The following is a 21827-nucleotide window of genomic DNA, read 5'->3' as shown; positions in this document are numbered from 1 at the left end:
CCGCGCGCCGCTATCGCCCCCGCGCGCGCCTTCTCAATCCAGCTTGATGTTGACGCTCTTGACGACGCCCGCCCATTTCTTCAGCTCGGCGTCGACGAAGGCCGCCAGTTCCTTCGGCGTGCTCGTCTTCGGCGTCGCGCCTTCGCCCTGGAATCGCTTGACCAGTTCCGGCGAGGCCATGGCCTGCTTGATGGCCTGGTCGAGTTTCTCCACCACCGCCGGCGGCGTGCCCGCGGGCGCCATGATGGCGTTCCACGTATTGATTTCGTAGCCGGCGAAGCCCTTGGTTTCCGCCACGGTGGGCACGTCGGGCAGTTGGGCGGAGCGTTCCCGGGTGGTCACCGCCAGGGCGCGCAGCGTGCCCGCCTTCACCTGCGGCAGCGCGGCCGGCAAGGTGGCGAAACTGAACTGCGTTTCCCCCGTCATCACCGAGGTATTCGCCAGCGCGCCGCCGCGATAGGGCACGTGCACGATGTTCACGTGCGCGTCCTGCGCGAACATGGCGCCGGCCAGGTGCACCGGCGAGCCGTTGCCGCTGGAGGCGTAGTTCATCGCGCCCGGTTTCTCGCGGCACAACGCCGCCAGTTCCTCGACGTTCTTCGCCGGCAGCTTGGGATTGGCGATCAGCACCAGCGGTATCGACGCCACCATGCCGACCGGCGCGAAGCCCTTGACCGGGTCGTAGCCCAGGTTCTTGTACAGGGCCGGGTTGATGCCGTGGCTGGCGACGGTGGCCATGAACAAGGTATAGCCGTCCGGCTTCGCCTGCTGCACGTAGCTGGCGGCGAGGTTGCCCGCCGCGCCCGGCTTGTTCTCGATGACGATCGACTGGTTCAACTGCTTGCCCAGTTGTTCGCCCAGCGCGCGGGCCAGGATGTCGGTGGTGCCGCCGGCGGCGTAGCCGATGACGATGCGGATGGGCTGGTCGGGATAGGCGGCCCGGGCGCCGCCCGGCGCCGCCGCGAGGGCGGCGCTTGCCGCCAGGATGATGCTGGCCATGCTCGATTTCATCGTTGTCTCCGTTATGGTCGATGAATATTCGTCGGATGTGCCGGACGGCCGTGCGGCTGATGCCTGCCGCTTGATCGACCGTCCGGGGCGAGGTGCTGCTGAAACGTCGATGCGCCGCCGAAACCCCGCGCCGGCGCGGGCAAGCCGATTCCCTGCCGGGCCGCGGGACGGCCTGGCATCGGCGTGGGAATACAGAAACTACGTGCACAAGGCCGGGCGCGCGGCGCCCCGGCCGGCTATTTCCCGGTAAACACGGGCGCCCGTTTCTCCGCGAACGCCTTGCGGCCCTCGCGATAGTCGTCGCTCTCGAAACACCGCAGCACCAGCGCGGTCATGGCCGCCTGGTCCACTTCCGGCCCCAGTTGCTGCAACTGGCGGATCATCTTCTTGCCGGCGTGCAGCGTCAGCGGCGCGTTGGCGGCGATCTGGGCGATATAGGCCTCCACGGCGGCGTCCAGTTCGGCGACGGCCGTCACCTTGTGCAGCAGGCCCAGCTCGCGCGCCTGCGCGGCCTTGTAGCGGTTGGCGGTCAGGAAGATTTCCAGCGCGTTGGCCGCGCCCACGACCGTGACCAGGTTGCGTATCGCCGTCATGCGATAGCCCAGGCCCAGCTTGCCGGCCGGAATGGCGAACGAGCTGTCGTCCGACGCCACGCGCAGGTCGCAGCTCAGCGCGATGTTCATGCCGCCGCCGATGCAGTAGCCGCGGATGCGGGCGATGGTCGGCTTGTCGTAGTCGTACAGCGCCAGTTGCGCCGTCTCGGCCACGCGCTCGTAGGCCTGCACGGCTTGCTCGCCGGCGCGCAACTGGTCGAACTGCGAGATATTGGCGCCGCTGACGAAGGCTTTCTCGCCAGCTCCGGTCAGCACCACCACGCGGATGTCCGCATCCTCGCGGAAGACGTCGAGGGCCAGGGGGATGGCTTCCCACATGGCATAGGACACGGCATTGTGGCGCCCCGGGTCGTTGAAGGTGATCCAGCCGGCGTTGCCGCGCTTTTCCACGATGATGTTTTCGGTGATGCGGTCCTGCAGTAGTCGTTCTGCTTTCATGGTTGCGTCCTGGTTGTCTTCCTCGCGGCGCGTGCCGCCGCGTTTCCCGTCCTTTTCTTCCCTTCGTCCTTTCATGCCGTGCGCCGCTTTCTCACCGCGCCGGCTTGTCCTGTTCCTCCAGCAGCGCCTTGCGGCGCGCCATGCCGCGTTCCAGATGCCGCCGCATCGCCAGGCGCGCGGCCTCGCTGTCGCCGGCGGCGATGGCGTCGAAAATCCGGTGGTGCTCTTCCTCGATCTGGGCCATGCGGTCGGTGCCCGTGCTGCTGTAGCGCAGCGTGCGCACCGCATCGCCGATCACCCGGCTGAAGTGGCCCAGCAGGCGCACGAAATAGGGGTTGTTGGTGGCCTCTCCCACCGCCATGTGGAAGTCGAGCGCCCGGTCAGCGCCGATGCGCCAATCGTCGGTCGACGCGTCCACCTCGGCCAGCGCCGCGCGCAGCGTGACCAGTTGCGCCTCGGTGCGGTGGCGCGCCGCCAGGGCGGCCGCGCCGGCCTCGATTTCCACGCGCAGTTCGTAGACCTGCTCCAGGGCCTCGGCGCGCAGCAGTTCCTGCGGCGTCAGCGCGAAATGCTGCTGGCCGGCGTCGGTGGCGACGAAGCTGCCGACGCCGCGGCGGGTCTCGATGTAGCCGGACAGCTTGAGCCGGGCGATCGCCTCGCGCACCACGTTGCGGCTGACGCCGAAGACCTGCGACAGCTCCAGTTCCGTCGGCAGGCGCTGGCCGGGCTCGAAGGCCTTGCTGAGGATCTTGCCGCGGATTTGCAGGGCGATCTCGTCGGGCAGGTTGTCGGGCCGGGCCAGGTTGCCGAAGGGCAGGGCGGCGGCGAGGTCGGGGGAGGCCATGATGGGTTCCAGGATGCGTGCCGGGGGCCCGATGGTGTCACACCACGCCGGCGCCGCGCAAACGCTCGCATTCGGCGGCGTCCACGCCCAGCCAGGCGAGGATTCCGCCGTATGGGCGCCCGTTTCCGGCGCCGGCCGGGGCGCGGGCAGTTCGCCGTCGCTGAAGTTCACCGGCTGGGCCATGATGGAAATCGGCCCCTTGCGCGGATGCTCGACCTCGCGCGTCATGCGCAGGTGCCGCACCTGTTCGTCGGCGAAGGTGCCGTCCATGGACAGGATGGGGCCGCAGGGCACGCCGGCCGCGTTCAATGCCGCGATCCAGTCGGCGCTGTCGCGCGTGCGCGTGCGGGCGACGATCTCGCGGTTCAGGTCCGCGCGGTTCTCCACCCGCAGCCCGGCTTCGATGAAGCGCGGGTCCGCGGCCATCTCCGGCATGCCCAGCACTTCGCACAGGCGGGTGAACATGGTCGAGCCCATGGCCGCGATGTTGATATGGCCGTCGGCGGTGGGGTAGACGCCGGTGGGGGCGCTGGTCGGATGGTCGTTGCCGGACTGTCCCGGCACTTCGCCGTCGATCAGCCAGCGCGTGGCCTGGAAGTCCATCATCCAGACCTGGGCTTGCAGCAGCGAGGTCTGCACCCAGCGGCCCTGGCCGCTCTGTTCGCGGTCCAGCAGGGCGATGAGGATGCCGATGGCGGCGAACAGGCCCGCGCTGAGGTCGGCGATGGGGATGCCGGCGCGCATGGGCCGCCCGGGCTCGCCCGTCACCGACATGATGCCGCCCAGGCCCTGGGCGATCTGGTCCAGGCCGGGGCGGCCGGCATAGGGACCGTCCTGGCCGAAACCGGAGATGCTGGCGTAGACCAGGCGCGGGTTGACGGCGCGCAGCGATTCATAGTCGATGCCCAGCTTCTTCTTGACCGAAGGGCGGTAGTTCTCCACCAGCACGTCGGCGCGCTTGACCAGTTCCATGAACAGGGCCTTGCCGCGCGGATCCTTCAGGTTCAGCGTCAGGCTGCGCTTGTTGCGGTGGGTGTTCTGGTAGTCGCTGAACTTGGCGGCGCCGCCCGGCTTGTCGTCCTTGACCTCGCTGGGCTCCTCGATCTTGATGATGTCGGCGCCCCAGTCGGCGAACTGCCGCACGGCCGCGGGTCCGGAGCGGACGCGCGAGAGGTCGAGGACGACGAACCGCTTCAGCGGCAGATAGGGGGCAGCCATGGCCGTCTTGTCTCCTGGTTGTAATGAGCGTGCCCGGCGAACGCGCCTGAGGACGCTGCTTTGCTATGCACGTAGTAGGATGTTGGACATCCTACTTAATCATGGCGACGGCCAGTATCCAGGGAAACCTGTAGGCGGCGACCCGGATCGCATCCTGTGGCACACTCGACCCTCATCTGACAACGGGCTGGCAGCGTGGAGGCGCGCAGCCCATAAGCTGTGGAACCGTCGAGACAATGAAAAAAATCCGCATGCTGGGCCTCTTGCTGTTGAGCCTGGCCAGTGCGCCTGCTTTCGCGCAAGCTCCCATGGCCGGACCGGCCGCCACCCACCGTCCGCCGACGGGAGAGGACCGCGAGGCCTACATCACCCGCCTGATGCGGCAGATGACGCTGGACGAGAAGATCGGGCAGTTGCGCCTGGTCAGCGTCGACGCCGGGCCCGACGCGCACAAGGACGTGTTGATCCGCGACATCGAGGCCGGCAAGGTCGGCGGCATCTTCAATACCGTGACGCGGCCGGACATCCGCCTGCTGCAGGACGCCGCGGTGCGCAGCCGCTTGAAGATCCCCTTGTTCTTCGCCTACGACGTCCTGCACGGCCATCGCACGATCTTCCCCATCGGACTGGGACTGGCTTCGACCTGGAACCTGGACGCGGTCGCCTTGAGCGGCCGGATCTCCGCCATCGAGGCCAGCGGCGACGGCCTGAACATGACCTTCTCGCCCATGGTGGACATTTCGCGCGACCCGCGCTGGGGCCGCAATTCCGAAGGCTTCGGCGAGGACACCTACCTGGTCTCGCGCATCGGCGCGACGCTGGTCCACGCCTACCAGGGCGCCGACCCGGCCGCGCCGGGCAACATCCTGGCCGCCGTCAAGCACTTCGCGCTGTATGGCGCCATCGAGGGCGGCCGCGACTACAACACGGTGGACATGAGCCCGCAGCGCATGTTCCAGGATTACCTGCCGCCCTACAAGGCGGCGATCGACGCGGGCGCGGCCGGCGTGATGATCTCGCTGAACGCCATCAACGGCGTGCCGGCCACCGCGAACAAGTGGCTGTTGCAGGACGTGCTGCGCAAGCAGTGGGGCTTCAAGGGCGTGACCATCAGCGACCACGGCGCCATCATGGAGATGATCAAGCACGGGGTGGCCGCCGACGGCGCGGACGCCTCGCGCCTGGCGATCACGGCCGGCGCCGACCTGAGCATGAGCGACACCATGTACGGCCAGAACCTGAAACCCCTGCTACAGGCCGGCCGCATCAAGCAGGCGGACATCGACCGCGCGGTGCGCGACGTGTTGCGCGTCAAGTACGACCTGGGGCTGTTCCAGAACGCCTATCGCCACGTCGGCGTGGCGGCCGACGATCCGCCGGACACCAACGCCGAAAGCCGCCTGCACCGCCAGGCCGCGCGCGAGGTGGCGCGGGAGAGCCTGGTGCTGCTGAAGAACGACAATCAGACGCTGCCGCTGAAGAAGCAGGGCACCATCGCCGTGGTCGGCGCGCTGGCCAAGAGCCAGCGCGACATGATGGGCAACTGGTCCGCCGCCGGCGTGCCGGGGCAGGTGGTGTCGCTGTACCAGGGCCTGGCCGACGCCGTGGGCGACAAGGCCACGCTGCTGTACGCGCGCGGCGCCAACGTGGTCGACGATCCCGAGATCGTCAAGTACCTCAACCTCTACGAGAAGGACATCGAGGACGACCCGCGCACCCGCCAGCAGATGATCGACGAGGCGGTCGAGACGGCGAAGAAGGCCGACGTGGTGGTGGCCGTGGTGGGCGAGACCCAGGGCATGGCGCACGAGGCGTCCAGCCGTTCGGACATCACCCTGCTGGGCGGGCAGGAAGACCTGCTCAAGGCGCTGAAGGCGACCGGCAAGCCCTTGGTGGTGGTGTTGATGAACGGCCGGCCGCTGGCGCTGGGCTGGGAAAAGGACAACGCCGACGCCATGCTGGAGGCCTGGTTCGCCGGCACCGAGGGCGGCCACGCGGTGGCCGACGTGCTGTTCGGCGACGTCAATCCCTCGGGCAAGCTGCCGATGACCTTCCCGCGCTCGGTGGGCCAGATCCCGATGTACTACAACCACCTGAACACGGGCCGTCCCTTCGATCCGCAGCATCCGGACAAGTACACGTCGCGCTATTTCGATGCGCCCAACGGGCCCTTGTTCCCCTTCGGCTACGGGCTGAGCTACACCACCTTCGACGTCTCGGACGTCAAGCTGTCGGCCGCCTCGGTGCGCATGGGCGGCACGGTGCGCGCCAGCGTGACGGTGCGCAACAGCGGGCAGCGCGACGGCGCGACGGTGGTGCAGCTTTATCTGCAGGATCCGGTGGCGTCGATCAGCCGGCCGGTGAAGGAGCTCAAGGGCTTCCAGAAAGTCGTGCTGAAGGCGGGGGAGCAGAAGGAAGTCAGCTTCACCATCAAGCAGGACGACCTGTCCTTCTACAACAACGACCTGAAACGCGTGGTCGAGCCGGGGCGCTTCAACGTCTACATCGGCCTGGATTCGGAGAACGTGAAGGCGGCCGATTTCGAATTGCGGGCGGCCAAGGGCGAGGGCAAGGCCAAGGGCGGCTGACGCCCTTGGCCGGCGGCTTTATCGCACGCCGAGCAGCTCCACCTCGAACGTGAGGTCCGCGTTGGGCGGAATGACGCCGCCCGCGCCGCGCGAGCCGTAGGCCGTCTTGGCGGGACAACGCAGGATGGCCTTGCCGCCGACCGCCATGTGCTGGATGCCTTCGGTCCAGCAGGGGATGACCTGGCGCAGGTTGAACGAGATGGGCTCGTTGCGCTTGTACGAGCTGTCGAATTCGGTGCCGTTGGCCAGCGTGCCGCGGTAGTTCACGGTGACGGTGTTGTTGGCCGTCGGCTTGATGCCCTTGCCGGCGGCGACCGTTTCGATGCTGACGCCGGACGGCAGGGTTTCCACGGCGTTGGACTGGGCGTGGCTGGCCGCGGCGAAGGCCAGGGCGGCGGCTGCGATAAAGATGCGGGATGCGTTCATCAAGGTACAGGATGCGTTCATCGGGTTTCCAGGGCGGCGGCGAAGCTCACCGGATCAGGTTGAGGAATTCCGCGCGCGTGGCGGGATTATCGTGGAATTCGCCCAGCATGACCGACGTCACCATGGACGAATTCTGCTTTTCGACGCCGCGCATCATCATGCACATGTGCTGCGCCTCGATCACCACCGCGACGCCCGAGGCGCCGGTGACCTGCTGCACGGCCTCGGCGATCTGGCGGCTGAGGTTTTCCTGGATCTGCAAGCGCCGCGCGTACATGTCGACGATGCGCGCGACCTTGGACAGGCCCAGCACCTTGCCCTTGGGCAGGTAGGCGACGTGCGCCTTGCCGATGAAGGGCAGGATATGGTGCTCGCACAGGGAGTAGAGCTCGATGTTCTTCACCAGCACGATCTCGCTGGTGTCCGAGGAAAAGAGCGCGCCGTTGACGATTTCGTCCAGCGATTGCCCATAGCCCTGGCACAGGTGCTGCATGGCCTTGGCGGCGCGCTTGGGCGTGTCGCGCAGGCCTTCGCGGTCGGGGTCTTCGCCCAGCGATTGCAGGATGGCGTGGTAGTTCGATTCCAGGGACATGATTTTTCTTAACCTGTATGAGTCGGGGCAGGGGCGTTGCGCGGCGCGCTGAGAGCTTGCGTCTGCCTGGGCGTGCGGCCAGTAGGCCGCCGCGTGCAGGCCGGCGCGCGCGGGATGGCGATACGATAACAAACCGGCGGACCGGCCGCGCCGTGCGGCCGCGCGGGGCAAAGGGGCATTGCGCGGTCCCGCTTCAGCGCAGCGGCGTGCAGGCGGCCGCGCCCGTCACCGGCTGCGCGTCCGCGCCGGCCAGTTCGCGCACGCCGCATTCCGAATTGAACATGCGGCGGCTGTCGTGGCCCACGCCGGCCACCTCGTAGGCCTGGTGCTGGATTTTCAACGGGTGGTTGGCGGGCAGCCATTTCTCGTACTTCACGTAGGCCTTGCCGCGCGCCAGGCGCGTGGCTCCCTGGGCTTCGGCGGCGCAGCTCTTGTCCAGCAGGCGGTGTTCCGGATTGGTGTCGGCGCCGCCCAGCAGATAGGTCACCGAGCGGCCGGCGTAGCGGCGCGCCAGGCGCACGGCCGCCTGCGCGGGCGTGGCCGGCCCGACGCCGCTGGCGGGCAGGTCGGCGGGCATGTGTTCCAGGCCGTACTTGTAGGCGTTGTACTCGGGACACTGGCCGGGATTGAAGGGCGCGAAATCCTGGCCGTCGTCCTTGGGCCGGTCCTTGGAGAAATACACGTAGGAAGACGGATTGGCGACCACGTAGCGCACGCTGACGCCGCCGCGCTTGATGCGCTCGTCCACCGCGTTGAAGACGGCATAGCGCTGGACCAGTTGCGCGCCGGCGGAGTGGCCGGCGATCACCACGTCCTGCAACAGGGGCAGGCGGCGCGGATCGGCCACGCGCGCCAGCAGGTCGTCCAGCACTTCGAAGGAACTGACCGGCGCGGGCCGGCGCGCGGACTTGATGCTGTCCTCGCCGGCCGACCAGCGGCCGTGGCTCCAGACCGGCATCTTGTCGTAGCCGCGGTCGATGGCGGCGGGGAACTTGGGCGCGAGCAGCAGGGTGTCGGCATCGGCGCCGGGCCGCAGGGCCAGGATGTTGGCCCCGGTCTGGAAGTAGTCGTCGCCGTTGCGGTTCAGGCCGTGGACGATGATCAGTACGTGGCGGATCCTGTCCAGGTGCGCGTGCGCCAGGTCGACGTTGGCGTAGACCGGGAAAGGATAGCGGTGCCCGGGGCGGCCCAGCTCCACGGTCTGCCAGGACGGGGCCGGCCCGTGCGAGGCCGGCGCGGCATGGGCCGCGATCGCCAGGGGCAGCGCGCACAGCGCGGCGATGCGGGGCAGGGCGGACAGGAAAATGCGAGGAAGCATGGAACACCCGGCGATTTGGCGTTGCGGCATTGTATGCCCGGGAGCGGGCGCCGACGCGCTTTCGGCCGCGCGACGGTCGCGGCGCGTTTCAACGGATTTCGGCCGCCTGCCGCGTCATCCGCCCGGCGCGTCCCAGTAATCGGCCGCGGCATATGTCCGGCGCAGCAGGTCGACGAAGAGGCGCACGCGGGCGGGGGAGTGGCGGCGTTCGGGCAGGACGGCATAGATGCCGTTGGGCGGCGCGGCGTAGTCGTCGAGCACGGTCCGCAGGCGGCCCCGCGCCAGGTCGTGGCGGACTTCCCACATGGAGCGCCATGCCAGCCCGCAGCCGGCCAGGGTCCATTCGTGCAGGACGCTGCCGTCGCTGCATTCCAGCCGGCCGCCCACCCGTTGCGCCTGCACCTGTCCGTCGATGGTGAACAGCCAGCCGCGCGCCTGGTTGGCCTGGTTGCCGAAGGACAGGCAGTCGTGGCGCGCCAGGTCGGCCGGCGTGGCGGGCGTCCCGCGCCGGGCCAGGTAGGCGGGGGAGGCCACCACCACGCGGCGATTGTCGGCGAGGCGGATGCCGACCAGGCTGGAGTCGTTCAGGTCGCCGATGCGCACGGCGCAGTCGTAGCGTTCCTCGATCAGGTCGACCAGGCGGTCGCTGAGGTCCAGGGTGACGCTGACGTCGGGATGGTCGGCCGTGTAGGCCGGCAGCAGCGGGGCGACGTGGCGGCGGCCGAAGCCGGCCGGGGCGCTGATGCGCAGGTGGCCGCTGGGGCGCGCGCTGCCGGAGGCGATCAGGTTCTCGCTGTCGTCGAGGTCGCGCAGGATGCGCTGCGCGTACTCCAGCAGGGCGCTGCCCTCGGCGGTCAGCGACAGGCGGCGCGTGGTGCGCACCAGCAGCTTCACGCCCAGGCGCGCCTCGAGGGCGTCGATGCGCCGCCCCACCATGGCCGCCGTCACGCCTTCCGCCCGGGCGGCGGCGGACATGCTGCCCAGGTTGGCGACGTTGACGAAGGTCTGCAGTTGCTTGAATCGATCCAAAGGGTACCCCCACGCTGCACGGCTATCGCCGCTTGCTGCCCCCCGAGGGGGCGTTTTTGCCTTGGGGCGGCCCGGCGGCAAAAAATACCCCCCAACGCCGCGCGGCTTGCGCCGATCACCCGCCGTTTGCTTATTTCATACTAAAAATAAAAGATGAATCTACTTTTATATCCTTTTTAATTCAATATCCGCTCCGTAAACTGTCCGCTTGCCTGCCATCACCCGGAGCCACCATGAGCCTGAAATTGCCCGCCGGCGTCGCCATCGACGCACCTGTCGAAGCCGGTTTCGAGACTGTCCTCACGCATGACGCCCTGGCCCTGGTGGCCGACCTGCATCGCGCCTTCGAGGGCCGCCGCCAGGAGCTGCTGGCGGCCCGCGCCGTCCGCGCCCAGCGCCTGGACCAGGGCGAGAAGCCGGATTTCCTGCCGGCCACGCGCGACGTCCGCGAAGGCGACTGGACCATCGCCCCCTTGCCCAAGGATCTCCTCTGCCGCCGCGTCGAAATCACCGGCCCGGTCGAGCGCAAGATGGTCATCAACGCCCTGAACTCGGGTGCCGACAGCTACATGACCGACTTCGAGGACTCCAACACCCCGAACTGGCACAACCAGATCAACGGCCAGATCAACCTGATGGCCGCCATCCGCCGCACCATCTCGCTGGAGCAGAACGGCAAGTCGTACAAGCTCAATGACAATCCCGCCGTGCTGCTGGTGCGCCCGCGCGGCTGGCACCTGGACGAAAAGCACGTCACGGTCGACGGCCAGCGCGTCTCCGGCGGCATCTTCGACTTTGCCCTGTATTTCTTCCACAACGCCAAGGAACTGCTGGCGCGCGGCTCCGGCCCGTACTTCTACCTGCCCAAGATGGAAAGCCATCTGGAAGCGCGCCTGTGGAACGACATCTTCGTGCGCGCCCAGAAGGCGCTGGGCATCGAGCAGGGCACCATCAAGGCCACGGTGCTGATCGAAACCATTCTCGCCGCCTTCGAGATGGACGAGATCCTGTTCGAACTGCGCGAGCACAGCGCCGGCCTGAACGCCGGCCGCTGGGACTACATTTTCAGTTGCATCAAGAAATTCAAGGTCGAGCGCGATTTCTGCCTGGCCGACCGCGCCAAGGTCACCATGACCTCGCCTTTCATGCGCGCCTACGCCTTGCTGCTGCTCAAGACCTGCCATCGCCGCAAGGCGCCGGCGATCGGCGGCATGAGCGCGCTGATCCCGATCAAGAGCGACCCGGTCAAGAACGAGCAGGCCATGGCCGGCATCCGCGCCGACAAGGCGCGCGACGCCACCGACGGCTACGACGGCGGCTGGGTCGCCCACCCGGGCCTGGTCGACGTGGCGATGGAGGAGTTCCGCAAGGTGCTCGGCGATGCGCCGAACCAGATCGGCAAGCAGCGTCCGGACGTCGCCGTCGCCGCCGCCGACCTGCTGGATTTCCAGCCGGAGGCGCCCATCACCGAAGCCGGCCTGCGCGCCAACATCAACGTCGGCATCCACTATCTGGGATCGTGGCTCGACGGCAATGGCTGCGTGCCGATCAACAACCTGATGGAGGATGCCGCCACGGCGGAGATTTCCCGCTCCCAGGTGTGGCAGTGGATCCGCTCGCCCAAGGGCGTGCTGGAAGGCGGCGGCAAGGTCACGGCCGACCTGGTGCGCAAGCTCATCCCCGAGGAACTGGCCAAGGTCCACGAAGTCGCCGGTTCCAGCAAGGCCTACGACCGCGCCGCCCGGATCTTCGAGCAGATGAGCACCCAGGACGATTTCGCCGAATTCCTGACCTTGCCACTGTACGAGGAAATCTGAGCTTGCCTCAAGAGGGCGGGCGCCCGGCCGACCTGGGCGCCTCGTCCTGGTCCGTGGCCGCGTTCCGGCCCGTGGCCTCGCCCTGGCTCGTCGCCTAGTCCTGGCTCGTCGCCTAGTCCTGGCTCGTAGCTTCGTCCTGGCCCGTGGTCGCGTCCCGCCCGTGCCGGTAGGCGATCCAATCCGTCGCCGGCGTGGCCACGGCCTCGGCGGTCCAGGCGGGATCGATGGGGTAATAGAAGCAGTCCAGGAAGCCCGCCGCTACTCCGCCCCCGGCCGGCGGCTCGGCCCACACCCGGACCCGCCGCCGCAGGAAGCACGACCCGCCCGCCGGGTCGATCTCCTCGATTTCATCCATCAGCGCCAGCAGCGCTTCCCCCGCACCGGCTTCCCCCGCTTCATAGACATCGCCCACGATGTCCCGCCCCCGGCCGTCCGGCAGCAATCCAGGCCAGTCGCCGAAGTCATACAGCGTCCCCCGCACGGTCCCCCGGCCCGCCAGGCGCGGCGCGGGCAGGCCCCGCCGCGCCGCCGCCCGGGCCAGGTCGTTGATTTCCCCCGCCCGCAGCGTCCCGTAGACAAAAACATATATGCTCACCGGTGTGCTCTCCTGTCGCTGCGCGCCCCGGCATTCGCGCTGAAACGGCCCGGCCCGCTCATGCAATGTCCCTGGACCGCACAGGGTCTTGAAAACGGCCATCCAGCCCGCATTTGCTGATCATCGAGCCGGCCATCCCAGGCCGGATGTCCAACTCCCTTTTCGACGCCCGCCGTCACGGACAGCCTAACGGCCGTCGTGTCCCTGGGGCCAAAGCGAACATTATGCGATTCGACAAGCTGACCACCAAATTCCAGCAAGCCCTGGGCGATGCGCAAAGCCTGGCCGCCCGCAACGACAACCAATACATCGAGCCCCTGCACGTGCTGTCCGCCCTGCTGTCCGATCCCGACAGCGGCGCCACCAGCCTGCTGGCGCGCGCCGGCGTGGCCGTCAACCGGCTGCAGCCCGCCATCGACCAGGCGCTGCAGAACCTGCCGCAGGTGCAGGGCGAAGGCAACGTCCAGGTCGGCCGCGACCTGCAGGCCGTGCTGACCCGCACCGACAAGGAAGCGGCGCGTCGCGGCGACACCTATATCGCCAGCGAGCTGTTCTTGCTGGCGCTGGCCGAGGACAAGGGCGAGGCCGGCCGCATCCTGCGCGAAGCGGGCTTGCAGAAGAAGGCCCTGGAAGCGGCCGTCGACGCCGTGCGCGGCGGCGAGAGCGTGCAGGGCGCCGAAGGCGAGTCCAACCGCCAGGCCCTGGCCAAGTACACGATGGACCTGACCCAGCGCGCCCGCGAAGGCAAGCTGGACCCGGTCATCGGCCGCGACGACGAAATCCGCCGCACCATCCAGATCCTGCAGCGCCGCACCAAGAACAATCCCGTGCTGATCGGCGAACCGGGCGTGGGCAAGACCGCCATCGTCGAAGGCCTGGCCCAGCGCATCGTCAACGACGAAGTGCCGGAAAGCCTGCGCGGCAAGCGCGTCCTGTCGCTGGACATGGCCGCGCTGCTGGCGGGCGCCAAGTTCCGCGGCGAGTTCGAGGAACGCCTGAAGGCCGTGCTCAAGGAGCTGGCGCAGGACGACGGCAGCAACATCGTCTTCATCGACGAGCTGCACACCATGGTCGGCGCCGGCAAGGCCGAGGGCGCGATGGACGCGGGCAATATGCTCAAGCCCGCGCTGGCGCGCGGCGAGCTGCACTGCATCGGCGCGACCACGCTGGACGAATACCGCAAGTACCTGGAAAAGGACGCCGCGCTGGAGCGCCGCTTCCAGAAGGTGCTCGTGGGCGAACCCGACGTCGAATCGACCATCGCCATCCTGCGCGGCTTGCAGGAGCGCTATGAGCTGCACCACGGCGTGGAGATCACCGACCCGGCCATCGTCGCCGCGGCCGAGCTGTCCAACCGCTACATCACCGACCGCTTCCTGCCCGACAAGGCCATCGACCTGATCGACGAGGCGGCGGCGCGCATCCGCATGGAAATCGATTCCAAGCCGGAAGTGATGGATCGCCTGGACCGCCGCATCATCCAGTTGAAGATCGAACGCGAAGCGGTGAAGAAGGAATCCGACGACGCTTCCAAGCGCCGCCTGAACGCGATCGAGGAAGAGCTGGAAAAGCTCCAGCGCGAGTACAACGACTACGAGGAAATCTGGAAGGCGGAAAAGGCCGCCGTGCAAGGCAGCCAGGCCATCAAGGAAGAGATCGAGCAGGTGCGCGCCGAGATGGCCGAGCTGCAGCGCAAGGGGCAGTTCGACAAGCTGGCGGAACTGCAATACGGCAAGCTGCCGGAGTTGGAAGCGCGCCTGAAGTCGGCCGAAAGCGGCGCCGAAAAGGCCGAGGCGGAGCCGGGCCGTCCACGTCTGCTGCGCACCCAGGTCGGCGCCGAGGAAATCGCCGAAGTGGTGTCGCGCGCCACGGGCATCCCCGTGTCGAAGATGATGCAGGGCGAGCGTGAAAAGCTGCTCGGCATGGAAGACTTCCTGCATCGCCGCGTGGTGGGGCAGGACGAGGCCGTGCGCCTGGTGTCCGACGCCATCCGCCGTTCGCGGGCCGGCTTGTCCGATCCGTCGCGTCCTTACGGCTCCTTCCTGTTCCTGGGCCCGACGGGCGTGGGCAAGACCGAGTTGACGCGCGCGCTGGCCGAGTTCCTGTTCGATTCGGAGGAGCATCTCATCCGCATCGACATGAGCGAGTTCATGGAGAAGCATTCGGTGGCTCGCCTGATCGGCGCGCCTCCGGGCTACGTGGGCTACGAGGAAGGCGGGTATCTGACCGAGGCGGTGCGGCGCAAGCCCTACAGCGTGATCCTGCTCGACGAAGTCGAGAAGGCGCACCCGGATGTCTTCAACGTGCTGCTGCAAGTGCTGGACGACGGCCGCCTGACCGACGGCCAGGGGCGCACGGTGGACTTCCGCAACACGGTCGTGGTGATGACGTCGAACCTGGGTTCGCAGCACATCCAGTCGATGGCGGGGCAGCCCTATGAAGTCATCAAGGAAGTCGTGTGGGACGAACTCAAGCAGGCTTTCCGGCCCGAGTTCCTGAACCGTATCGACGAGGTGGTGGTGTTCCACGGCCTGGCCGCGCAGCACATCGAATCGATCGCGCGCATCCAGCTCAAGCGCCTGGGCGAGCGTTTGGAGAAGCAGGAAATGCGCCTGGAGATCAGCGACGCCGCGCTCAAGGAAATCGCGCGCGCGGGCTTCGATCCGGTGTTCGGCGCGCGTCCCTTGAAGCGCGCGATCCAGCAGCAGATCGAGAACCCGGTCGCCAAGCTGATCCTGGAGGGCCGCTTCGGTCCGCGCGACGTGGTGCCGGTGGACGTGCGCGACGGCAAGCTGGTGTTCGAACGCACCTTGCAGTAAGCAGCAAGAGCAGTAAACAGCAGGCAGTAAGCAGCAGGCAGTAAGCAGCAGGCAGTAAGCAGCAAGCGAAGGCGGCGGCCTGGCCCGCCGCCTTCGTCCCGCCCGGAAAAGATCGGGACCGTCTTTTGGCGGTCCCGATTTTTTTTGCAGAGCCTGGGCAGTATCGGCATCAACTGGCGCGGGCGTCCTCGATGATCATGTCCGACGCTTTTTCGCCGATCATGATCGCGGGTGCGTTCGTGTTGCCCGATGCGGGGGTGGGAATGATCGAGCAATCGGCCACCCGCAGGTTGGCCGCGCCACGATCGCGCATCAAGGTTCGACCGGCGGCGGTTTTGCGAAATGGCTCGCTCCCGGCGCGGCCGATCTTCAGAAAATTCCTATTGGCGATTCGGCATCCGGAGCCGCCTGTCGCCCGCCGATGTGGAAATTTCTCATGGGTCGGAAGGCACCGACATGGTCTCATGACGCCACGCGATCCATGGCGGATCCTCTCTCCGTCGCCGCCTGGCCATGGATCGCGATTGCCTCCCGCCGCCGCGGTGGACCCGAGGCAATATCCTGTGCCCCCGGGGTTCCCTCGCCCCGGGGTTTTTTTTGCCGCCGGGCCGCCAAGGGAGGCCCACCCCCTACCCGCTCCGCGGGCCCCCTCAAGGGGGCGGCGTTGGCGGACCGGCAAAGCCGGCTCCGCTACGCCCTGGATGAATACCGAGGCTTGCGCCCGGCCTTTTTTGCCGCCGGGCCGGGCGCCCCAAGGTGAGAACGTGTATGGAAGGGTACTTGGGCAACAGGTTTACGGGGACATGGGTAACAGCTTGATCAGGCTGCTTCATGGTCCTCGGATCGATTGTCGCTGCGGGTGTGCAGACCGCAGCTTTGGCCGCGGCGCAGCGCAGCATCGAGCAGCAGCGCGGCCGCATCCAGCAGATTGCGCAACGCCAGGGCGTCTGGCGCAGACGTGACGGCGGGCATGCCGGACAGAGAATCGCGGAAATGAAGCGATGCGCATTGGTCTCGCAAAGCCTGCACCGTCTGCCGGGCGATACGCAGGTCGTGGGCATTGCGCACGATGCCCGCGCCCTGCCACATCGCCTCGGCGAGCTGTCGGCGCAGCGTGGCGTACGAGGTTGCGCCGGCCGCATGTGCAGGGGGGGCAGCATGCGGCGGCGGAGGCTGCGTCGCATCGGGCCAGCCCGCCATGGCGGGTTTCCCCGTCGCCAGGGCGATCATGTCGCAGGCAGCGGCATGGCCCATGACCACGCATTCCAGAAGCGAATTGCTGGCCAGCCGGTTGGCGCCGTGCAGGCCGGTGCAGGCGTTTTCGCCCACGGCATACAGACCCGGCAAGGCGGTGCGGGCGCGTAGGTCGGTGACAATGCCACCGCAGGCGTAGTGCGCCACGGGCGCCACGGGAATCGTCTGGCGCGTGATGTCGATGCCGTGGCGCAGGCACTCGGCCAGGATGTTCGGGAAGTGCCGGTGCAGGAATTCACTGCCCTTGTGGCGCATGTCCAGGTGCACGCAGGGCAGGCCGTGACGCTGCATTTCGTGGAAGATGGCGCGAGCCACCACGTCGCGAGGGGCGAGCTCGGCACGGGCATCGTGCGCGGGCATGAAGTGCGTACCGTCGGGCAGGCACAGCAGGCCGCCTTCGCCGCGCAGGGCTTCGGAAATCAGAAAACCCGCGGCATCGGGAGCGTACAGCCCGGTGGGATGAAACTGCACGAATTCCAGATCGCGCACGGCGCAGCCTGCTCGCCAGGCCATTGCCACGCCGTCTGCCGTGGCCGACGGCGGGTTGGTGGTGCGCGGGTAGAGCTGCCCCATGCCGCCCGTGGCCAGTACCACGCGCGGTGCCAGCAGCAGGCGGTGGCATGCACGGCGCAGATCCTGCGCCCACACGCCCTGGCAGATGCGCGAATCCGCCAGGGTGGGCGATACGGTATGCAGGTCGATGGCGGCGTGATGCTCCAGGACGTCGATGTTGCCTGATCGGTCGATCCGCTGCCACAGACTGTCCATGATGGCCTTGCCGGTGGCATCGGCTGCGTGGGCGATGCGGCGGTGGCTGTGGCCGCCTTCGCGGGTGAGGTGCAGGCCGCTGCCGTCGTCCAGCAGCGTGAATGGCACGCCCTGTTGCCGCAGCCACGCCAGCGCCTGGGGAGCATTCGCCAGAATGTGCCGTACGCTGTGCTCGTCACACAGCCCGGCGCCAGCCGCCAGGGTGTCCTGGATGTGGCTGTCCAGACTGTCCTGGGCATCCACGACGGCGGCAATGCCTCCCTGGGCGCGGCTGCTGGCGCATTCGGCGCGGGCGTCCTTGAGCAGCAGAACGACGCGCCAGTGCGCGGGCAGTTGCAGGGCAACGCTCAGGCCCGCCAGTCCGGCGCCTACGATGATGGCGTCGCAATGCAGGGTGTCTTCAGCGGCCGCGGGGGCGTGGGCGATGGGCATCAGGCGGCTCCCACATGGCTGAACAGGGCGCCGTCCTGCTCCATGTCGCCGCTGGTCCGCACCCGGGTCTTGTGGGCGGCGGCGAAATCCAGCATGCGTTCGATCGGGCGGCGGGCGGCATCGGCCAGGCCGAGGTCGAGGTGGATTTCGCCCGTGCCCTGTTCCAGCGCTTGCGCCACGCCGGCCAGACCGTTCATCGCCATCCAGGGGCAAAGGGCGCAGCTCTTGCACGTGGCGCTGTTGCCTGCCGTGGGCGCGGCCAGGAATACCTTACCCGGCGCGCGCGCGCGCATCTCGTGCAGGATGCCCTGGTCGGTGGCGACGATGAAGTGAGTGGCATCCAGTTCGATAGTGGCTTGAATCAAGCGCGAGGTGGACCCCACCACATCGGCCTGCGCCACCACGGCCTCGGGCGATTCCGGGTGAACCAGCACCTTGGCATGCGGATATTCCGCGCGCAGGCATTCCAGTTCGTAGCCCTTGAACTCGTTGTGCACCATGCAGGAGCCTTGCCAGAGCAGCATGTCCGCGCCGGTCTGCTTCTGAATATAGCGGCCCAGATGCCGGTCGGGCGCCCAGAGAATTTTCTCGCCGCGCCCGTGCAGGTGGGCGACGATCTCCAGCCCGATGGAGGAGGTCACGACCCAATCGGCCCGCGCCTTCACCGCCGCGCTGGTATTGGCGTAGACCACTACAGTGCGGTCGGTGTGGGCGTCGCGGAATTGCGCGAACTCATCGGCGGAGCAACCCAGGTCCAGCGAGCAATTGGCTTCCAGGTCCGGCATGAGCACGCGCTTGTGCATGCCCAGAATCTTGGCGGTTTCGCCCATGAAGCGCACCCCGGCCACCACGATGGTGCCGGCGTGGTGGTCGCGCCCGAAGCGGGCCATTTCCAGCGAGTCCCCCACGCAGCCGCCGGTTTCGCGCGCCAGTTCCTGCAAGTCGGCATCGACGTAGTAATGCGCCACCAGCACGGCCTTTTCACGTTGCAACAGGTGGCGAATGCGCGCGCGTAGCGCCTCTCGCTCGGCCTCATGCAAGGCTGCCGGAACCCGTGCCCAAGCCCGGCCGACGGCCGAACAGGCCGTGCCCCCTGTTGTTTCAGGCGCCGGTTCCAGCGTGATCGACTTCAGGCTCGGATGATCGTAGTCGAACCATTTCCGGGAGGCTTCACTGCTGACGGGACGAGGCATGAATTTATCTCCGGCATATATGCTCGTTTAGAGCATTAATGGGTCAAAAAAAACGGCGGCGCCTCGCTGTCCAACCAGAAGCGTGGCAATGAGGGAACTTGGCGCAGCGTGTGCCGAGTCTGCATCGCGGATAGATGATGCGCGACAGGTGAACGACATAATACACTCAATTTGAGCATAATTTACGGAAACGCTTGTTTGTTCAACCTGGCTTGTTTGTTCCACCTGGTTAGATGCCGCCTCGAACCGCGTGGGGCCGACTCAAGCTCGAAGGCCTGAGCCCGGTGCAATACCGAGTTCAGGCCTTCGGGCTCCCGTTTCTGACCGTCCAACTTCTGGGGGCGCGTTCCCACGCCATCGGCGCGGAGACCTGTTCGCCGATGTCCCGTTGCCGGATCAGATCAGCAGTTCGATGACGAAGGGACCCTTGCGCTTGTTGGCGGCGGCGAAGAGGTCGGCGAGTTGTTCCATGTTCTGCGCCTGGGCCGCTTCCACCCCCATGCCGTTGGCCAGCTTGACCCAGTCCAGCGCCGGGCGCGTCAGGTCCAGCATGTCCATCGCGGTCTTGCCCGCGGCGGCGCCGACGCCGGCCAGTTCGCCCAGCAGGATGGCGTACTTGCGGTTGGCCAGGATCACCGTGGTGACGTCCAGCTTCTCGCGCGCCTGCGTCCACAGCGCCTGCAAGGAATACATGGCCGAGCCGTCGGCCTGCAAGGACACCACGCGCCGGCCCGGCGCGGCGATCGCGGCCCCCGTGGCCAGGGGCAGCCCGTTGCCGATGGCGCCGCCGGTGATCTGCAGCCAGTCGTGCGGCGCGGCGTTGGCCGTGCCGGGGTAGAAGGCGCGGCCGAAGCTCACGCCCTCGTCGACGATGATGGCGTGGTCCGGCAGCAGGGCCGTGACGGTCTGCGCCACCGCTTCCGAGGTGACGGCGCCGCGCGCCGGCTCCATCTTCACCCGTTCCGCCGCCGGCGCGGCCTCATGGGCGGCCAGCATGTCCGCCAGGCGGGCCAGGGCCTCGCCCTGGTCCTGTTCGGGACGGCTGAGGACGTGGATCTGGCAATCCTCGGGATAGAGCAGGGCGGGCTTGTCGGGATAGGCGAAGAAGGCCACCGGCGCCTTGGCGCCGACCAGGATCAGGTGCTTGACGCCCTTGAGCGCGGCCAGCGCCGGCTCGACGGCATAGGGCAGCCGGGCGATCGCCTGGCGGCCGGCGCCGCGTTCGATACGGCGGTTGGAGGTCGGCGCCATCATGCGGGCGCCGGTCTTCTGCGCGATGCGGCCGGCCACGGCCAGCGGGCTTTCGCGCAGCGCGTCATTGCCCATGAACAGCACGGCCGGTTCGCCGGTGCGCAGGATGCGCGCCACGGCGCTCAGCACGCCTTCGTCCACCGTGGGCGCGGGCGGAATGTCCAGGGCCTCGGCGACGACGCCGCCGGGATTCCAGCAGGTGTCCGAGGGGGCGATCAGCGTGGCGATCTGGCCGGGCGAGGTGCGCGCGGCCTGCACCGCCGCGGCGGCGTCGCGGCCGATGGTCGCGGCCGTGCTGGACGTGCGGGTCCAGGCGGACACCGGACGCGCCCAGCCTTCGGTGTCGGCCGTCAGCGGCGCGTCCAGCGGACGGTGGTGCGTCGCCTGGTCGCCGACGATATTGACGATGGACGAATTCGCGCGGCGCGCGTTGTGCAGGTTGGCCAGGCCATTGGCCAGGCCGGGGCCGCAGTGCAGCAGGGTGGCGGCGGGGCGGTCCGCCATGCGGGCGTAGCCGTCGGCGGCGCCGGTGACCACGGTCTCGGCCAGCGCCAGCACGCAGCGCATGCCGGGGATGCGGTCGAGCGCGGACACGAAGTGCATTTCGCTCGTGCCGGGGTTGGCAAAGCAGGTATCGATGCCGCTCTTGAGCAGCGTATGGACGAGACTTTCGGCGCCGTTCATTCCTTCCTCATCGTCATGGGCGTAAAAAACCAGCCAGAGTGTACGCTCCCGCGTAACCCGTCATGGACGCGGACGAGGAATGCGGGGCGGACGGCGGCGAGAATGCGGCGCCAGAAGACGCCAGATGCGGGCAGATAGGGAACAGATCCGCCGCGTAGGCGCTTTCTTCGGGGTTTACCCTTGAATCTCTTCTTCGTTCACCAGGCCTTCGCGGCCATAGAACTTCACGCCGATGTGGATGCGGTCGCGGCCCTGGGCGCGGCGATGGCGGTTGGTGTCGCGCAGCGAGTAGACGCAGCCGCAATACTCCTGCTGGTAGAAATTCTCGCGCTTGCTGATCTCGATCATGCGCTGCGAGCCGCCGCCCTTGCGCCAGTTGTAGGTCCAGTAGACCAGCTCGGGATAGCGCGCGGCCGCGCGTTCGCCGCAGCCGTTGATCTGGTTCATGTCCTTCCAGCGCGAGATCCCCAGCGAACTGGTGATGGTGTCGAAGCCGTGCTCGTGCGCGTACAGCGCGGTCCGCTCGAAACGCATGTCGAAGCAGGCGGTGCAGCGCTCGCCGCGTTCGGGCGCGTCTTCCATGCCCTTGACCCGCTCGAACCAGTTGTCCATGTCGTAGTCGGCGTCGATGAACTCGATGCCATGCTGCTCGGCGAAGCGGATGTTCTCCTGCTTGCGGATCTCGTATTCCTTCACCGGATGGATGTTCGGGTTGTAGAAATAGATGGCGTAGTCGATGCCGGAGGCCTGCATGGCTTCCATCACTTCGCCCGAACAGGGCGCGCAGCAGGAGTGCAGCAGCACCTTGCGGCGTCCTTCAGGCAACTGGAGTTTGGGGCGGACGAATTCGGACATGGCGGTACCGGGACGGGGAAGGGCGCGAGCCGGGACGGAGTTCCCGCGCCGGCTGGGGCCAAACGCCTATTTTACGACGCG

General features: G+C 67.7%; 16 protein-coding genes and 1 pseudogene. 4 read left to right on the top strand and 13 right to left on the bottom strand.

Going from position 1 to position 21827, the window contains the following annotated elements:
- Positions 1-33: 33 nt before the first annotated feature.
- Positions 34-1011: a Bug family tripartite tricarboxylate transporter substrate binding protein gene (locus CAL29_RS19530; RefSeq protein ID WP_094854706.1), complete on the bottom strand. Its 978-nt coding sequence runs from the start codon at positions 1009-1011 to the stop codon at positions 34-36.
- On the opposite strand from CAL29_RS19530, the gene CAL29_RS31345 reads away from it, so the two are divergent.
- Positions 998-1261, top strand: coding sequence for a hypothetical protein (locus CAL29_RS31345; protein ID WP_143277708.1), 264 nt, complete (start codon positions 998-1000; stop codon positions 1259-1261). The genes CAL29_RS19530 and CAL29_RS31345 overlap by 14 nt on opposite strands.
- Here CAL29_RS31345 and CAL29_RS19525 read toward each other — a convergent pair.
- Both CAL29_RS19525 and CAL29_RS32090 read right to left on the bottom strand, forming a co-directional pair.
- Complete coding sequence (locus CAL29_RS19525) at positions 1248-2063, bottom strand: enoyl-CoA hydratase (protein ID WP_094856758.1); 816 nt, start codon at positions 2061-2063, stop codon at positions 1248-1250. The genes CAL29_RS31345 and CAL29_RS19525 overlap by 14 nt on opposite strands.
- 91 nt (positions 2064-2154) lie before the next feature.
- Positions 2155-4125 (bottom strand): CoA transferase, encoded by a 1971-nt coding sequence (locus CAL29_RS32090; protein WP_256977590.1) that lies wholly within the window; start codon positions 4123-4125, stop codon positions 2155-2157.
- 236 nt (positions 4126-4361) lie between these two features.
- Here CAL29_RS32090 and bglX point away from each other — a divergent pair, with 236 nt between their 5' ends.
- Positions 4362-6713, top strand: coding sequence for a beta-glucosidase BglX (gene bglX / locus CAL29_RS19510; protein ID WP_094854704.1), 2352 nt, complete (start codon positions 4362-4364; stop codon positions 6711-6713).
- A gap of 18 nt (positions 6714-6731) precedes the next feature.
- Here the strand turns inward: bglX and CAL29_RS19505 are convergent, their stop codons facing one another.
- The 4 genes from CAL29_RS19505 to CAL29_RS19490 form a co-directional block, all read right to left on the bottom strand.
- Positions 6732-7160, bottom strand: coding sequence for an FKBP-type peptidyl-prolyl cis-trans isomerase (locus tag CAL29_RS19505; protein WP_256977589.1), 429 nt, complete (start codon positions 7158-7160; stop codon positions 6732-6734).
- A 25-nt stretch (positions 7161-7185) separates the two neighbouring features.
- Positions 7186-7731 carry a GTP cyclohydrolase I FolE gene (gene folE / locus CAL29_RS19500; protein WP_094854703.1) on the bottom strand — a complete coding sequence of 182 codons (546 nt, stop codon included), beginning with the start codon at positions 7729-7731 and terminating at the stop codon, positions 7186-7188.
- 193 nt (positions 7732-7924) lie between these two features.
- Positions 7925-9049 (bottom strand): hypothetical protein, encoded by a 1125-nt coding sequence (locus CAL29_RS19495; protein WP_143277707.1) that lies wholly within the window; start codon positions 9047-9049, stop codon positions 7925-7927.
- Positions 9050-9163: 114 nt separating this feature from the next.
- A complete protein-coding gene (locus CAL29_RS19490; protein WP_094854701.1) occupies positions 9164-10078 on the bottom strand; it encodes a LysR family transcriptional regulator in 915 nt (304 codons plus the stop codon).
- 233 nt (positions 10079-10311) lie between these two features.
- On the opposite strand from CAL29_RS19490, the gene aceB reads away from it, so the two are divergent.
- Positions 10312-11895, top strand: a complete 1584-nt coding sequence (gene aceB, locus CAL29_RS19485; protein ID WP_094854700.1) for a malate synthase A — start codon at positions 10312-10314, stop codon at positions 11893-11895.
- A 112-nt stretch (positions 11896-12007) separates the two neighbouring features.
- Here aceB and CAL29_RS19480 read toward each other — a convergent pair whose 3' ends face one another.
- Positions 12008-12490, bottom strand: a complete 483-nt coding sequence (locus CAL29_RS19480; RefSeq protein ID WP_094854699.1) for a gamma-glutamylcyclotransferase family protein — start codon at positions 12488-12490, stop codon at positions 12008-12010.
- A gap of 224 nt (positions 12491-12714) precedes the next feature.
- On the opposite strand from CAL29_RS19480, the gene clpB reads away from it, so the two are divergent.
- Positions 12715-15309 (top strand): ATP-dependent chaperone ClpB, encoded by a 2595-nt coding sequence (clpB, locus tag CAL29_RS19475; RefSeq protein WP_094854698.1) that lies wholly within the window; start codon positions 12715-12717, stop codon positions 15307-15309.
- 169 nt (positions 15310-15478) lie between these two features.
- Here clpB and CAL29_RS32085 read toward each other — a convergent pair.
- The 5 genes and pseudogenes from CAL29_RS32085 to CAL29_RS19450 form a co-directional block, all read right to left on the bottom strand.
- Positions 15479-15619: pseudogene (locus CAL29_RS32085) on the bottom strand (GMC oxidoreductase); the annotation flags it as partial.
- A gap of 509 nt (positions 15620-16128) precedes the next feature.
- Positions 16129-17763, bottom strand: coding sequence for an L-aspartate oxidase (nadB, locus tag CAL29_RS19465; protein ID WP_094854697.1), 1635 nt, complete (start codon positions 17761-17763; stop codon positions 16129-16131).
- Positions 17763-18956 (bottom strand): quinolinate synthase NadA, encoded by a 1194-nt coding sequence (nadA, locus tag CAL29_RS19460; protein ID WP_094854696.1) that lies wholly within the window; start codon positions 18954-18956, stop codon positions 17763-17765. The genes nadB and nadA overlap by 1 nt, the downstream gene beginning before the upstream one ends.
- Positions 18957-19352: 396 nt before the next feature.
- Positions 19353-20891 carry an acetolactate synthase large subunit gene (locus CAL29_RS19455; RefSeq protein WP_094854695.1) on the bottom strand — a complete coding sequence of 513 codons (1539 nt, stop codon included), beginning with the start codon at positions 20889-20891 and terminating at the stop codon, positions 19353-19355.
- 174 nt (positions 20892-21065) lie between these two features.
- On the bottom strand, positions 21066-21746 hold the full coding sequence (locus tag CAL29_RS19450) for an epoxyqueuosine reductase QueH (RefSeq protein ID WP_094854694.1): 681 nt from the start codon (positions 21744-21746) through the stop codon (positions 21066-21068).
- Positions 21747-21827 lie beyond the last annotated feature (81 nt).

Origin of the sequence: Bordetella genomosp. 10, from assembly GCF_002261225.1 — a bacterium.
Classification (GTDB): Bacteria; Pseudomonadota; Gammaproteobacteria; order Burkholderiales; family Burkholderiaceae_B; genus Bordetella_C.
The sequence above is the reverse complement of the archived record's forward strand: the minus strand, read 5'-3'. Positions and strand labels throughout refer to the sequence as shown.